Raw genomic sequence first — 17,029 nt, 5'->3', positions numbered from 1 at the left:
CCTATAACCAATTTAAATTGGCTCCAGGAACTTAAGTTTTAAGTAAACTGTTTTTTATTGGCATATATTGTTACGTTTACTTAAAAGTAGAAATAGAGATTACCGCCAATGATAAAGAGCCTAGTATTACAGAAAACCATTGGGCAGCATTAGAGGTGTTTCTAACCTTTCTATCGTTTGGCTGCACGTACACAATATCATTTGGTTTTAGATAATAGTTAGGTGAGGTAAATAATTCGTCTGAAGTCAAATCTATTCTCTTGGTGCTTTTAATACCATCTTCTTCGCTGATCAGCAACACATTGTTGCGTTGTGCATAAATCGTCATATCACCGGCCATACCTAAAGCTTCCAATAAAGTTACTTTCTCATTAGGGATTGTAAATACAGCAGGCTGATTTACCTCTCCCAATACAGAAACTTTAAAGTTCATAAAACGGATATCCACAATTGGCTCCATTAATAATTTTTTAGAAATCAACTCACCTCTAATATATTCTCTCAGTTCTTTTTTGGTCAACCCAGATACTTCTATTTTACCCAAAACTGGAAAACGTATGTACCCGTCTTGATCTATTAAATATCCTGTAGGTTGTGCTCCTCCAGATTTATTGGCAAGATTGAACATCTCTGTTACTTCTGCATTTAAACTGGTTATATTTATACTTAACAAATCGTTCTTTTGCAAAATAGGCTCTAAAGGCTCAAAATAAGTTGCGAACGAGTTGTTGCCCACCTCATTAAAGTAAGATGATTTTTTAGCACTGCCACACGATGTAATTTGTAATGCAACTACCAGTAGCAAAGAAAATTTAAGCAGATTGGCTTTTGTTCTTTTTAGGTTAATTTGGGAGAATACAGCTTTCATAAAATAAATAATTTGTAGCTTTTAGTTAATGTTCATAGTGAACTTCAAAATTAATTTAAACAAAAACCTGTTTCATCTTTATTCCGATATTCTAGTTTATAAAATCGTCGTAATAAAGAATTACGGTAATTCTAACCTGACTACGGCGTAGTTTAAATTAAGCAGAGAACACTTTAACGGCCAAACGCGATGTTTACCGCCATTATTTAAAAGACCTGAAACTGTATAACGACATAAAATCCGATAAATTTGATGAACCGATTTTAATTATCTCCATTTTATCATCAGATAAATAAGTGTTGGTGGCCGTATGACACTTGTATGCAGTACCTAAAATAGACTCCTTTACATAATAGCGTTGTTTGTCTACCACAGTAACATTATCTATTATTTCAAAAGAATCTAAAGGTATATTCAAGCCAGACCCATAACATTTTACAACAGCTTCTTTTTGGGTCCAATACGTATAAAACTGTTGCAGTTCATTTGATGAATTTATTATAGCATCATATTCTACCTTCGAAAATTGACCTTTAAAATCTTGGATATTTACATCATTGATCTTCTCCACATCTACACCTACCTCACCTACAGATGTAATTGCGCAAACAATTACATCATTGGAGTGTGATATGTTGAATTTGATAGCCGAATTTTCTATAAAGGGTTTTTTATCCTTTGTAAAATTCATTTGGAGGTCGTCTATATCTATTTGATATAAATTCTTTAATCCGTATGCCAAAAGCAATCTTCCCAATATGGTAGATTTTGCATCTTGCCAACGTTTATACTTTTCAAACTTAGTTACAAATTCCTCCGAAAAACAAAGCCGAGCCTCAACAAAAAAAGAATCGTTTTTTTCATCGGTTAAATTAGTAAACAGTAAATATGTCATTTAAACGGTCATTGCTAAGTTTAAAACCTTTTCTGTTCTTTAGATATCGATTTTTAAGTATCCGCTTTCTTGACTAGCATCTTCAACATACCAAGCAGGTTGCCCTTTTTCATCTCTACCCAAACGCGCACCAGGAACCGGTGGTGTATTTAATTTTTCAAAAGACGATTTTGTGTTTGTAACATGATTACCGTTTACCCCCTCTTTAGAAAGTATACCTACGGCTACCAATTCATTTACAGAAGACAATAAGGTTTTCATTAAGAAATCAACATCATCACTAGTATATGCAGTGGTCAAGAAACAAGGGAAACCGTCCCAAATATGAATACCTTTTTCACGCATGCTAACAAAAAGCAATTCTGAATACGGAATGTCTTTCTTGAACTTTAATCTCCATAACGAACCAAAATAAGTAATCTCTATGGGTAGACCTTCTTTCGTAAATGTATCGTTCAAGCTTTTGGCCATGCGTTCTGTCATAGCGGATATATTTGCCTGCAGACTTGGACCTTGCTCTTTCATATATAACAAAGAAGCTTTTGAGGAAGCCAAAGCCAATGGGTGACGTACAAAAGTACCTGCAAAATAAGTTACCCCTACTTCAGGATACGAATCATCACCATATTGCCAAAAACCGCCATCAAGCGCATCCATAAACTCTTTTTTACCTACAATGGCACCAATGGAAACTCCACCGCCCATAACTTTACCATAGGTAGCTAAATCTGCCTTTACATTGAACAACGCCTGTGCTCCACCAGGGTGCATTCTAAAGCCGGTGATCACCTCATCAAAAATAAAGGCAATCCCTTCTTTACTTGTTACCTCTCTTACGTTCTTTATAAATTCTATAGGCTGAAACTCCGGTCTACGACTTTGAACGGGTTCTATTAGCACTCCCGCAATTTCATGGGCTCTATCCTTTATAATCTGCAAACTTTCGTCGGTACCATAATCTAAAATCAACATGTTCTGCACAGCTTCTGGCATAATACCTGCTGCAGCCGGAAAAGTCTTTTTCTTTTGAGACCCCCTTACAATTCCCTCATCGTTAATACCATGGTAAGCACCGGTAAATGCTACAATAAGTGAACGCCCTGTAACCGTACGGGCAATTCTCATAGCTCCAAGAACCGCTTCTGAACCGGTATTACACAAAGCGGCCCTGTCATGACCGGTAAACTCACATAAAAGATCACAAACTTCGCCCGCCAATGGATGTTGAGGACCTACCTCATACCCTAATTCAATTTGATCGTGCATCGCTTTCTTTATGAAATCTGGTTGATAACCAAAAAAGCAAGAACCAAAACCGTTCAAGGCATCTATATATTCATTACCATCTACATCCCACAGTCGGTTACCTGTAGATTTACCGATTACTACCGGATACACTAATTCTTTAGTTAATGGCTTAAATCCTGATACTACTCTAGGATCTGCCATTTTAGCTCTATTGTCTTGAGCGTAATTTTTACTGCCAATAGTTTTGGCATTGTACTTTTCCGTAAGTTCCTTTAAGTATTGCGATTGGGCCTGATCTAAACCAGTGGATTGTCTCTCAATTTTTGGCGAAGCCCCAAAAGGCTTTTTATGTTCCAATTTTTCTTGTTCCGAAAGTGAATCCAAATTCATTACCGGTTTAACCTCTTTTGCCGGAACAGGCTTTTGAACGGCAACAGGTTGTGGAGCTGGGGTTACCGTATTACCCTGTAACAACTGAAGCTGTCTACTCAATAAATTAAGCTGCTCGCCTATTAGGCCAATGGCCGTTTGATTGGTTGCAGAAGTATTAAAATTGGCAGGCATAGCTTGTTGCACATGGTTAACGGCGGCAACCGGCTGAGGAGCTGCCTCGGCAATTGGTTGTGGCGCCATAACATCTGCCGGTAAGTTCTGATCCAAGTAATTAGCCAAAAGCTCTGGTGTGTTTATGTCTTCGTTCAACTGACGAAATGTAATTGGAATCTTAAATTCTTTTTTACAGGTAATGGCCATCTGAGTTAGAATCAAAGAATCTAATCCTAATTCTAAAAAGCTACTGTCCTTGTCCGTTGCTTCAATATCAATTCCGTATGAATTTGAAATTAACTCTGAAATCTTATTTAATATAGAGACGTTTCTCATTGGTGCGGCACTTTTTGGTTTTTCTATTGTTTTAATTAAAGACTGATCGCCATTCAAATAGGCTCTTTCTTTAGGAACAGAGACCACAGGATCGATCCAGCATGGTTTACGGTCAAAAACATACGTTGGTAATCTTAGTTTTTGCCTTTCTTGGTTTTTGTAAAAGGCATTCCAATCTACCGAAAGACCGGTTAGCCAAATTTGACCTAAAGCTTTCAATATGCCATAAAATGAATTCTCATCATTCTTAGGTAACGGCAAAGAAGCCAAGGATTTTATATTTTTTGCGCCTTTGTTCTGGCGACTTAAAGTTGTAAGCGTGTTACCGGGACCAACTTCTAGCAATACCACATCTTCTAATTTCACCAGGGTATCCATAGCATCGGAAAATCTTACGGTATCTCTTAAATGGTTTGTCCAGTATACGGCATCTACGGCTTCTTCATTAGTAAGCCAAGTACCTGTAACGGTCGATATTATTGGTATTTGAGGAACATTTAATTTGATATTCTTTACCACATCCCCAAATTCCTCTAAAATTGGGTTCATCATAGAGGAATGAAAAGCGTGACTTGTAGCTATTAAGCGGTATGGTAGCCCCTGTTCTTTTAAAAGCTCACTGAATTTGGTTATTTCATCATCCTCACCTGACACCACGCAAAGTTTTGCAGAATTTACGGCAGCTATTGACAATGTCTTCGGAATTAATTTTTCCAGAGTTTCTTCATCGATTCTTACGGTCAGCATACTCCCCTTTGGAAGTCCGCTAACCAGAATACCTCTCATAGAAACCAGTTTTAAAGCATCTTCTAAACTGAAAATATCAGCTAAATGAGCACCTACAAATTCCCCTAGACTATGTCCGCATAATACCGTGGGGCGTATTCCCCAACTCATCCATAATTGTGAAAGCGCATATTCAATTGTAAATAGGGCAGGTTGTGTATAACGGGTATCCTTTAGCCTATTCTCCGCTTCTTCAGAAGTTTTATCCTGAAAGATAATTTCCCTTATATCTACCTTGATAATATCTAACAATATATTGGCACAGATATCCACAGCCTCCCTAAAGGTGCTTTCCTCATCATATAGGTCCTTGCCCATATTTAAATATTGGGAACCTTGACCTGGAAGTAGAAATGCGATTTCACTAGGTACAATTTTTACAACTGAAGATTGTGTAGCCTTTATATCCTTATCCAATAAAACATCAGTAGCTACTTTTGTATCATCGGCTAAAATAAATCTGCGATTATTGAAACTAGCTTTCGTGGTACTTAAAGTATATGCAACATCTGCCAAATTTAATTCTTGCTTAGCATCCATATGACTTTTAAGTGCAGTTTCAAATCCCGCTAAACTGGTCTCTGTCTTTGCTGAAATTGGCAATAATTGCAATGGACGTTGAAATTTTGAAGTCTTTTGCTCCATTTCATACTCCTCTACTACAACATGCACATTGGTACCACCTACGCCGAACGAACTTACACCGGCTCTTCTAACTCCCTCCACATTCCAATCCGTCAAGGTATTATTGACATAAAACGGACTGTTTTCAAAGTCTATTTCAGGATTAGGTTTATCAAAACCTAAAGAAGGTGGTATTACTTTATGGTTAAAAGCCAAAATGGTTTTTATCAATCCGGTTACACCTGCGGCGGCGGTCAAATGCCCCATATTACTTTTTACGGAACCTATTCCGCAGAAATTCTGCTTCTCCTGTTCTCCAAAGGCAAGGTTTAATCCATCTATCTCAATAGGATCACCCAATGGTGTCGCCGTACCGTGTGTTTCTATGTAACTGATCGTATCTGGTGAAATATTGGCATCGTTAATAGCCGCTGCAATTGCATTCGCCTGACCTTCTGCACTAGGAGCCGTAAAGCTACCTTTGTGACCGCCGTCATTATTAATACCAACACCTTTTACAATGCCGTAAATAATATCGCCATCTTTTTTGGCCTCTTCTAGATCTTTTAATATTATAGCTCCTGCACCATCACTAAAAACGGTACCCCTTGCCTGCGAATCAAAAGGTCTACAATGACCATCTGTACTCAGCATAGAACCTTCTTGATACAAATGACCGCTGTTCATTGGTGCGGTAATACTAGACCCACCAGCAACAGCAATTTCACATTGTCCGTTACGTATAGCCTCTACTGCCTCGGCAATTGCCAATAACGATGTAGAACAAGCGGAATGTACACTTACCGCCGGACCTTTTAAATCTAATTGATATGCCGTTCTTGATGCTATATAATCTTTTTCATTTGCGGTATCCAACTGCAATTGACCAATAGTTTCTACAACTTCACTATTAGGCAATATGTTCTTTTTATAATAGGTGTTGGTACCCGTACCGGCATACACACCTACCCTACCCTTATAATGCTCAGGCAAGTGCCCGGATTCTTCTAGAACTTCCCAAGCTAATTCTAAAAATAGACGTTGCTGAGGATCCATTGCTTCGGCAAATTTTGGCGTAAGTCCAAAAAAACGTGCGTCAAATGTTTTCGCTGACGGTACAATACCTCTTGCGGCAACATATAAAGGATCTTTTCGCGTTGCTTCTGGAATACTTTGATCTAATTCTTCTGGAGAGAAAAATGATATAGTTTCCCTTCCATTTTTCAAAACATCCCAAAACTCATCAATATTATTAGCTCCCGGAAATCTACCAGACATAGCAATGATCGCTACATCTTTAGATGTACTGACATCTTTCTTTTTGTATTTGAATGTTAATGGCTCGTTCTCGTTCTTATTATCTAGAAATAAACAAAGAGTTGCTATTGTGGTGTACTGGTACAACTTGGTAACAGGTATACGAATACCCGCGGTTTTCATTATAGCGTTTGCAACTTTCTGGGCCATGAGTGACGTACCACCCATTTCAAAGAAATTATCATCTAAACCTATCCCGGATATACTTAATTCCTTTTCCCAAATACCAGCTATACTTTGTTCAAGCTTGGTTCTTGGTTTTCTGAAAATTACATCTGAACTAGATCTTTCATAAGAAGGTTCAGGTAATTTACTTTTATCAATTTTGTCATTGGCATTGGTAGGAAATTCATCTACCCACATAAAAAAAGCAGGTACCATAAATACAGGCAATTTCTCCTCAAGAGCTAATTTTAAAGTACCTACAGTTGGTTTCTCTCCATTGGCCTGCAAATAAGCCACCAACCTAGTTTCACCATCCTTATTTGTATTCGCCAATACAACAGCCCTGTTTACACCAGAAATTTCATTTAAGGTAGATTCAATTTCACCGAGCTCTACTCGGTGACCACGTATTTTCACCTGGTGATCAATTCTACCAACGAATTCAAAATTACCATCGGGCAGCAATCTCACCAAATCACCAGAACGATACATTTTCTCGCCTTGTAAAAAAGGATTAACGGCAAACTTTTGCTCGCTAAGTTCTGGTCTGTTCAAATACCCGCGTGCAAGACCATAGCCAGAAACACACAATTCTCCAATAACACCAATAGGTTGTAATTGATCTTGACCGTTTACAACAAAAGCGGATAACGTAGGTATACAATTACCAATATTAGAAACATTGGTTCTTATATCCTCATCATCTATCATTTTAAAGGTTACAAAAACGGTGGTCTCGGTAATGCCATATCCATTTACAAATTGTATAGCAGGAAACCGTTCGTGCCATTTCTTCAAATATTTAGGAAATAAAGACTCTCCACCAAAAATGACATATCTTAATTTTAGGTCAACATCACCTTCGGGCAAGCTGCCCATAATATTTAAAAAAGAAGAAGGTGTTTGACTAAGGACGGTAACTTTTTCTTTGATCACTAAAGACATGAATTCAAAAGGATCTTTAATGACCGAACTAGAAGGAATAACTAACTTTCCTCCGAAAAGCAGCGCTCCATAAATTTCCCAAACCGAAAAATCAAAACAATAAGAGTGGAACATGGTCCAAACGTCAGTTTCATTAAAATCGAATATTGGATTATCATGCACGAACAGACTAACGATATTAGTATGTTCTAACATTACACCTTTTGGTTTGCCCGTGGTACCTGAGGTATATATAATATATATTAAATCAGTAGGACTTAAGTCCACCGTTGTAATTTCAGCTATACTATAATTATCGATTGTTGCCTTGAACTCTGCTATTGCTGCTGCGTCTACGGTAAAATCGCAATTACTATCTTCTTTTATATATTTTTTTCGTGAAGCAGGATAGTTAGGGTCTACGGGCACATATGCAGCACCGGCCTTCATGATACCTACCATGCTTATAATAAGCCATTCACTTCTATCTAAAATAAGGCAGGCCAAATTACCTTTTACCGCTCCCTTTTTCTTTATTAAATAATCTGCGAACCTATTTGATAGCTGATGCAGTTCATTGTATGTTAAACTTCTATCTTCATAAACTACAGCAGTCCTATTCGGTGTTTTTTTAACCTGTTTATTTAATAAATCAACAATTGTTTTTCCCTTAGGGTATTCTACATAAGGCGAATTGAAATCATTCATGACCGTATCTCGTTCTTTATCTAGAAGAACGTCTATACTTCCTACAGGTATAGATGGCCGCTCAATTAATTTTGGCACTACATTCTTAAAGTGCACCATGAACTGCTCGATAACATTTTTCTCAAAAACATTTTCGTTGAAAACTACTTCTAATTTTAGATGCTCATTAGAACAAGCTAATAAAACCTTAATATTTGACAAAGAATCAACATTACCTATAAATTCAATAGTACTGGTATCACTACTATCATTTGTGATTTCAGCTTCATTCTTCAATGAATTTATAGAAAGTACAAAATCTAAAAGTGCGTTTTCACCGTTCTCGTTTACAAGGTTGAAATCTTCAACAAATTTATCCGTAGGATATGGATTTGCTTTGTTTAATTGTAGTATGCTTTTTGTTTGTTTATTTAACGTATTAAAATCTACGGTAGGATCAACAGTATTTCTAAATAGGGATACTGTTTCATCATCTATACTTAAACCAAAAGCAATATCCAATTGATTTGTATACCTCTGTAGCAGAACACCTAATGCAGTAATTAAAAAAGATTCAATACTACCAGAAGCAGTATAAGCCTTTATTTCAGAAGTCACCTCAGCAGAGAAGTAGGTGCGCAACAAAGACCCTTGCCGAACGCCATCCTTTGCGGCAAGCTTTCTACTGGGCAAGTCTAGTAATTTTACATCATCCAATAAAATTTTCTTCCAATATGCTTTAGTAGAATCAGTAATTACATTTTCTTTTTTGGCTTTCATTACAAAACAATAATTAGGTATAGATTTTGGGATTGATATTTACAAATTTGTTCAGGAATAACAATTACATTCTAAAGACGCTGTTGGGATAACTTAATTATTAAACAAAAATTTCAATTTAACACTGGTTCCTAAATACATCTCAGTAAAATTTCCGAACAAATAATGCAAATAAACAATGAAGTAAAATTACAGAATATCATAAACAATTTAACTTCTAGCATTAAAACCAAAACTCCTTAGCAACAAAACCTAAAAATATAATATATTGTATTTCAATGTTTTACGATTAAAATATAATATATTCATTGAGATATTTTTTTTTTTGCTTCGTTGAAATTTCATCGAGAAAAAATTAACGTTCTTCGAAACTGTAACTAGAACAGAAAATAAGAGCATAATTATAGGGTTCATCAACATATTTCTTCGACCATTGGCCTAAGAAATAATAACATTTATCCGAAAGGTTTTAAAAATGTATTCGACAAAATATTTAATATTGTATACCGATTACATTTTTGACTTAATATGAAAAATAGAATTGTAATATTTATAGGGAATTTGCTCTTAGCCTTACTGCCTAAGAAAGCTAAAAAAATGGCGAACAATGGCATGACAATTACCGATAAAAAATCTATTAGTTTCATTGAACTTTTTATGCGTAAATCTCTTTTAAAGAAAGCAGAAGAAGAACAAAATTATAATCAACTTTCAGAGTTTCATAAAGCATTTTGGAAAAAAAAGGGTGCCAAATATTTCCTTGAGAACGATGATTCTTTTGAAAAATCTTTTCTACCGGAATGCACTTTTTTATTCGATTTATTGGAGCTTAAATTGTCAATGGAGCAACATAATTTTCATACCATAGTAGAAATAGGATGCGGCAATGGAAAAGTATTAAATTATTTAAGTACAAAATTTCCGGACATTGAAAGATTTGTGGGTATAGATCTAAGCCAACAACAAATTTCAATGAACAAAAATACTTATGTATCTAACACAAAACTAGAGTTCATAGCCTCTGATGCTTTTGATTGGGTAAATACCCATGCTACCGAAAATATGATATTTGTAACCTCTAGAGGTGTACTGGAATATTTTACGGAACCAAAACTTCTAGATTTTTTCAATAAACTGAACAACCTGGGCAAAACAACATTTGTAGCTATTGAACCTAACGGTATACATCACGACCTACAGACCAACAAATCATCTCAGCCCTATGGTTATGAGCGCTCATTTTCACATAACTATGAAGCCTTGTTCAAAACTGCAGGCTTTCATTTATGGCATAATACCACAAAAGATAGCGGTACAGATTTTTACTTAAGGTATATGGCCGCTGATAATTACAGTGCCATAACTGCAAGTGAATTATCTAACCGTAAAGCTGTTACGGCCCAGCATTAAGTTTATTGGTTGTTATCAATAACTTTCTGCAGCGATGTTGCTAAAACTTTGTCATTAGGTGGGCTAAACATACTCAAGTGGTCTCCTGGCACGTAATGTAAATCTATACCTTTTTCCGCAAAAGATTTCCAGCCAAGATGTACACTATCATGCGTATAATCAATAACATCCTCAATTCTAAATAAGTCGACCTTAATAGACATTGGTTTTAAATGATATTTATCTACAACCTTGTTATGCTCAACAATTCGGCTTTCATACTCCCAATCATAATCGGTTTTAGACGACTCCGTTTTACCTTTCTTTAATTTTAAGTACAATTTCTTAAGGTTAGTTTTTGTAACTCCTATTCTATATTTAAAACCTTCCCTACTTGATAATTGCCTTAGAACATGTAAGGTTTTATTTGCCAAGTAATTACCATAGGCCAACTTTTTACCTAGGGTGGTGCTTTTACCATAATGAGCATACGCATAAGTATCTAAAAGTGCCAAAGATGAAATCTTTTCACCTTTTGCCATGAGTTGCTTTGCCATTTCATAAGCTATAATACCACCAGACGAGTACCCGGCCAATAAATAGGGCCCTTTAGGTTGAACTGCCATTATGGACTCATTGTAATGAGCGGCAATCTCTTGGACCGATTGCAATAATTCTTCTTTACCGTCTAAACCCTTAGCCTGAAAACCATAAATAGGTTGATCGGGATCCATATGGTCTTTAAGTGTTTTAAAAGACAATATATTTAAACCTGATCCATGAACAATGAACAATGGTTTTTTAGAACCCTTAGGTTGTATAGGAACCATAGAGTCCCAAGTAACTACGTTCTCTTCTATTTTTAATAGACTTGCCAGACTTTTAACAGTAGAATATTCAAATAAGGAAGATAATGGTAATCGCTGACCGGATTTTTCTTCTAACCTAGTCATAACTTTGGCAGCAATCAGTGAATGCCCACCTAGTTCAAAAAAATCATCGTTCAAATGAATCGTGTCCAAAAACAAACATTCCTTCCAAACATCTGCAACTAGTTTTTCCGCTTTGGTAAATGGTTGAATAGTTTCAACCTTATCAACCACAACATTTGTGTCTTCCGGCAGGCTTTTTCTATCTAATTTGCCATTAAGGGTAACAGGTAGTTTTTCTAACTGTACATATTCATGTGGCAACATAAAAACAGGTAAATCGGCAGCTAACTGCTTTTTCCAAAGCGTAACATCTTTGTCCCATTCGTTGCCTTCATAAACCACATATGCTTTTAAGGCATTGTTTCTAACATCTGTAGCTACAGATTGTATTCCTTTCAATTTGCCCAAAGAATGTTCGATCTCGCCCAATTCTATTCGATGTCCGCGAACCTTAACTTGACCATCTTTACGTCCTAAACATTCAATTTGTCCGTTTGACAAAATTTTACCTAAATCTCCGGACAAGTACATTTTGGCAGTGGCTTCAGTTGAAAAACTGTTGTTTACAAAACGCTCATTTGTAAGTTCTGCCTGACCTAAATATCCGTTGGTTACACCATTACCGCCAATTGCAATCTCTCCAACTTCGCCGTTTCTCACAGGTATACCGTTTGAATCTAGAATATAGATTTCGGTATTTGCTATAGGCTTCCCTATGGCTATAGGATCATCTTGTTCCGTAATTTTTGTAAGTATACAGCAAACCGTTGTTTCGGTAGGACCGTATATATTCCAAACTTCATCACACTTTTCCAATAGTTTTAACGAAAGAGGTTTAGACACAGGTTCACCGCCAATAAGTGCTTTTATATGTAATGGGTTTTTCCAACCAGAGTCCAACAAAATTTGCCAGATGGTAGGGGTTCCCCAAATTACGGTTATGTTATCATCTATTGCTTTTTTAAGTAAAAGATGCCCATCCTTTCTGGTTTCTTCATCTACCAATACAACACTTGCACCGTGAACAAGAGGTAAAAAAATCTCCATAACCATAGCGTCAAAAGAAATGGTGGTGGTGGCAAATATTTTATCATCAGGTCCAATGCCAGGCTCTTTACCCATTGAATGTAATAGGTTTACAACATTATCATGCGTAACCTGAACACCCTTTGGTTTTCCTGTAGACCCAGACGTATAAATGATATACGCAGCGGCATCAGAGGTAACTTCAATATTTAATACACTATCACTTGTTTCATTAGCTTTTAACCTTATATCTTTAATAAATATAGTTGTAGCATTATGCCCTAATCGTTGTTTTGACCTATCACAGATAAAGAACGTTGATTCTGCATCTGAAATCATTAACAAAGTACGATTATCCGGGTAGCCGGTATCTATAGGCACATATCGTGCCCCACATTGTAATATAGCAAATAAGGTGGCAATTAAATCTGGAGATCTTTCAAGTGATATAGCAACGGTATCTCCAGGTCTTATCCCTTTTTCCCATAAGTAAACAGCGGTACTGTTAATTTTACGCTGAAGTGCTGCATAGGTTACTTTTTCGTTTTTAAATTCTAGTGCAACTGCAGTGGGTGTATTTGTAGCTTGTTCATATAACAGGCCATGCAATGTTGCTTTTGAATAATCTAATACCGTACCGTTTAAAATACTTTTTTCATCTGTAATACTTAATACTTCAGACAACTTAACATTGGGGCGTGCTATCAGTTCACTTAAAATAGCATTGAAAGAATCGCCCATTTCAAGTATTGTGCTTTCTTTGAACAAGTCCGTATTATAAGACCATTCAAGAATGATATTATCATTTGAACCTGTTGCATTTAAAAATAATTCAAACGTTTCATGTTCACGTGCATTACTATGATATTGGTATGATAGTCCTTCAAAAGTAACACCATCGTCCAAATCCATATCAACATTAAAGACTACCGGTACCAATGGCACTCTACCTGGTGTTCTTGGAATATTTAGTTTCTTTAATAAACTACCAAATGACAATTCCTGATTTTCAAAGGCATCAAAATTAGCTGATTTTCTTTTCTTTAAATAATCTATAAAACTGTCGTCTATATTCAACTCGCCTTTCATTGGTAGCAACTTTACACAATGACCAACTAAATGCTTTGCACCCATAGATGACTGACCTGCAACCGGTAAACCCAAAACAATACTATCCTTTTTTGTGGTCTTATATAGCAATAGCTCAAAAGCGGCCATCAGCGTTAGAACCAAACTGGTATTACCTTTTATACCGGTTTGTTTAATACCCTTCACTATATTCTTATCTAACAATTGATTGATACGAGCACCGTTATAAGTTCTCTTATTTATTTGTTCAAAATCTATAGGAAGATTAGTCTTGGGAACGTTATTTTGATAAAGGTTTAACCAATACTTTTCTGTGCGATCATATTCAGCACTTGATTTAACCTCATTTTGATGCGTTACATACTCGGTATAGGGAACAGCTTCAGGGAGATTATGATGTTCATTTTTAACTCTTGCGGAATAAAGAGCCCCTAATTCTTGCATGATAATACCTAAAGACCACCCATCACAAACAATATGATGAGTTGTCATTATTAGTTGATATCTATAATTGTCAGTTTTTAGAACCGTAAATCGGATAAGCTGTTCTTTGGTCAAATCAAAAGCTTTGCCCGTATCATACTTTGTAAACTCTTCTATGGCCGCTGCTTTATCTATAGCTGGTAATGTAGAAAAATCCTGAAGGTCAATATTGGTGATGATAGATGAAAAAACATTGATAAACTTCCCATCTGGACTAAAGACCGATCTCAGCGATTCGTGGCGACTAACTAACATATCTACGGACCATTGTAATGCAGAAACATCAAGTTCTCCTTCAAACTCAATTGTCAATGACAGGTTATAAGCCTTATTTGCATCATCGCCACCAAAATAACAAGAATACCAAATTTCTTCTTGCGCATCAGTAGTGTGCAAAATATGCTTTAGCTCTGGTCCTTCAAAAGGATTAAAATGTGTTAGTACTTCCAAGATAATTTAAAAATATAGGTTAATGCATTTAAGAATATGGGTCTCGTACGTTTAAAAGCTATGAAAACCATTTAAACATTAACAAAAGCTTAGATAAGCTAATTACTACGCTATTGAAATTACGAAATTCTTTATTTACAGGGATAAATATATTTATATTCTATAGAAATAGAATTTAGATTCGCTAATGTGTAAATAAAAAGAGTTGTTTGCTAAGTTTGGTCTTAAAAAAGGAAATATTAGAACCTATAAATTATTCTTTACGCTTAAAAAAAATCTACAGTTCTGAATTTAATAAAAGCTCAAAATATACAATCTGTAGCTATTTAAAAATAACAATGCCCTTAGCTTTTAAAGGCTAAGGGCATTGTTATCAAAATATTTAAATAATCTATACGCTCCTATAAACTAAAATCAATAGTAAATTTTAACGCTTAAACATTCAATAACCTTTCGGTCATAATTTTAGCATACAATATTTGATTTTGTTCAATAGAATTGAATGCATCTTTAGCATTTGCACTCTTCGTTCTTTTACTGACCAAAGCACTTTCAGCTTTAGCAGTTTTAGCACTTTTCTTAAGCTTAAAATATGGCTTAAGGTGCATGTAGTAATTTTCAAGAGAAACTAACTTTTTCTTCTGATAATGAGATGTTAGCTTTCCATTTAAAATGTTAGATATCATCGTATGGTGGTTTAAGTTGATAAAATAACGGGGAAAAACAATAAAAATTATAAATTCAAATATAATGACCAAATTCTGCTTTACAATATTGCTCATTACTATTTGATTAAATAAACATAAGCTAAATATTAATAACCGCACTCATTTTGTATGAATTTTACTAAATTTTAACAAAATTCAATGCAAACTGTTAATTTAAAAATTATGGGCAACAGTTATTAAACAAAAATGACCTTATACCATAATTGTTACAGAAACCTACCACTGCACCATCCTTAATGCCCATTTTTATTGAGGAAAACTGAACAAGAATGGTAAGAAAAACAGTTTAACGAATAAATCATTAATTGGCCTAAGGTTTGTTTGTATTGAGATACAAAACACAAATAATGTCCTAAATTTGCCTCACAACCATTAACCATAGTTTAAAAGATATAGTGTATATCTATCTAAATCTTAACAACTTCCGATACTTTAATACTTGTTATCTAGTTAATGGTAGAAATGATATATAGGTAAAAAAAACAAAGACCATTTATTCATTTTTTAAGCATTGTTTATACTATTATGAAGTTTTAAGCATTTATAATAATATCAATCAAGATTTTAAATTAAAAAAACATTTATAAATCCATTTTTCTATTACTATGAAAGTAGCATTAATTACAGGAGTCACGGGTCAAGATGGCGCCTATTTGAGTGAGTTTTTACTAAAAAAAGGGTATCAAGTACACGGTCTTAAGAGAAGGGCTTCATTGTTTAATACGGACAGAATTGATCACCTTTACCAAGACCCTCATGTTGAACACAGAAATTTTGTACTACACTATGGTGATATGACAGATAGTACTAATCTAATTAGATTGATACAAGAAATTCAACCAGATGAGATTTATAATTTAGCGGCCATGAGCCACGTTCAAGTATCATTTGAAGTACCAGAGTATACAGGTAATGCCGATGGTTTAGGTACATTAAGAATATTGGATGCCGTTCGTTTGTTAGGTTTGACCGAAAAAACACGTATTTACCAAGCATCAACATCAGAATTATACGGTAAAGTACAAGAAGTACCGCAATCAGAAACCACTCCGTTCTACCCACGTAGTCCTTATGCAGTTGCAAAAATGTACGCATATTGGATTACCGTAAACTATAGAGAAGCATATAACATGTATGCCTGTAACGGTATTCTTTTTAATCATGAATCACCTATTAGAGGAGAAACTTTTGTAACCAGAAAAATTACAAGAGCTGCTGCAAGAATAGGTTTAGGTTTACAGGACAAAATGTACCTTGGTAATTTAGATGCACAAAGAGATTGGGGCCATGCCAAAGATTATGTAAGAATGATGTGGATGATTCTTCAAGCAGAAGAGCCAGAAGATTGGGTTATTGCTACCGGTAAAACTACGCCCGTTCGTGAATTCGTAAGAATGGCATTTGCAGAAATGGGAGTTGAAATTGAATTTAAAGGAGAAGGTATTGACGAAAAAGGTTTTGTAAAATCATGTTCAAATCCAGAAATCCAAATAGAAATAGGAAAAGAAATTCTTTCTGTAGATCCTAAATACTTTAGACCAACAGAGGTTGAATTGTTAATTGGTGATGCCACTAAGGCAAATACGAAGTTAGGTTGGATTCCTGAATATGATTTACAAGGATTAGTAAAGGATATGATGACAAACGATCTTAAGCTAATGAAAAAGGATCAATATCTGAAAGAAGGCGGTTATGTTACCTTCAATTATTTTGAGTAAAATTTCTATAATATCTAATTAGTAGGTAAAATATACCA

General features: G+C 35.3%; 7 protein-coding genes. 2 read left to right on the top strand and 5 right to left on the bottom strand.

Annotation, left to right across the window (positions count from 1 at the left end):
• Window positions 1-76 precede the first annotated feature (76 nt).
• From PXC01_RS05985 to PXC01_RS05975, 3 genes are all read right to left on the bottom strand, one after another.
• On the bottom strand, window positions 77-868 hold the full coding sequence (locus PXC01_RS05985) for a polysaccharide biosynthesis/export family protein (RefSeq protein ID WP_276471419.1): 792 nt from the start codon (window positions 866-868) through the stop codon (window positions 77-79).
• Between the two features lie 202 nt (window positions 869-1,070).
• Window positions 1,071-1,763, bottom strand: a complete 693-nt coding sequence (locus PXC01_RS05980; protein ID WP_276471418.1) for a 4'-phosphopantetheinyl transferase family protein — start codon at window positions 1,761-1,763, stop codon at window positions 1,071-1,073.
• A 39-nt stretch (window positions 1,764-1,802) separates the two neighbouring features.
• A complete protein-coding gene (locus PXC01_RS05975) occupies window positions 1,803-9,176 on the bottom strand; it encodes a non-ribosomal peptide synthetase/type I polyketide synthase (protein WP_276471417.1) in 7,374 nt (2,457 codons plus the stop codon).
• A 528-nt stretch (window positions 9,177-9,704) separates the two neighbouring features.
• On the opposite strand from PXC01_RS05975, the gene PXC01_RS05970 reads away from it, so the two are divergent.
• Entirely contained in the window at window positions 9,705-10,586 is an 882-nt protein-coding gene (locus tag PXC01_RS05970) for a class I SAM-dependent methyltransferase (protein ID WP_276471416.1), read from the top strand.
• Window positions 10,587-10,588: 2 nt separating this feature from the next.
• On the opposite strand, the gene PXC01_RS05965 is transcribed toward PXC01_RS05970, so the two are convergent.
• Window positions 10,589-14,545, bottom strand: a complete 3,957-nt coding sequence (locus PXC01_RS05965) for a non-ribosomal peptide synthetase (protein WP_276471415.1) — start codon at window positions 14,543-14,545, stop codon at window positions 10,589-10,591.
• 434 nt (window positions 14,546-14,979) lie between these two features.
• Window positions 14,980-15,327 (bottom strand): hypothetical protein, encoded by a 348-nt coding sequence (locus tag PXC01_RS05960; RefSeq protein ID WP_276471414.1) that lies wholly within the window; start codon window positions 15,325-15,327, stop codon window positions 14,980-14,982.
• A gap of 551 nt (window positions 15,328-15,878) precedes the next feature.
• Here PXC01_RS05960 and gmd point away from each other — a divergent pair.
• Window positions 15,879-16,991, top strand: coding sequence for a GDP-mannose 4,6-dehydratase (gmd, locus tag PXC01_RS05955; protein WP_276471413.1), 1,113 nt, complete (start codon window positions 15,879-15,881; stop codon window positions 16,989-16,991).
• Window positions 16,992-17,029 lie beyond the last annotated feature (38 nt).

Origin of the sequence: Maribacter huludaoensis (assembly GCF_029350945.1) — a bacterium.
Classification (GTDB): domain Bacteria; phylum Bacteroidota; class Bacteroidia; order Flavobacteriales; family Flavobacteriaceae; genus Maribacter; species Maribacter huludaoensis.
This window is presented reverse-complemented; position numbering and strand designations above follow the sequence as displayed.

What these genes read in the sequence shown, in the direction of transcription:
- PXC01_RS05985 (WP_276471419.1), bottom strand. Translation starts at nt 868, where the DNA reads ATGAAAGCTGTATTCTCCCAAATTAACCTAAAAAGAACAAAAGCCAAT.
- PXC01_RS05980 (WP_276471418.1), bottom strand. Translation starts at nt 1,763, where the DNA reads ATGACATATTTACTGTTTACTAATTTAACCGATGAAAAAAACGATTCT.
- PXC01_RS05975 (WP_276471417.1), bottom strand. Translation starts at nt 9,176, where the DNA reads ATGAAAGCCAAAAAAGAAAATGTAATTACTGATTCTACTAAAGCATAT.
- PXC01_RS05970 (WP_276471416.1), top strand. Translation starts at nt 9,705, where the DNA reads ATGAAAAATAGAATTGTAATATTTATAGGGAATTTGCTCTTAGCCTTA.
- PXC01_RS05960 (WP_276471414.1), bottom strand. Translation starts at nt 15,327, where the DNA reads ATGAGCAATATTGTAAAGCAGAATTTGGTCATTATATTTGAATTTATA.
- gmd (WP_276471413.1), top strand. Translation starts at nt 15,879, where the DNA reads ATGAAAGTAGCATTAATTACAGGAGTCACGGGTCAAGATGGCGCCTAT.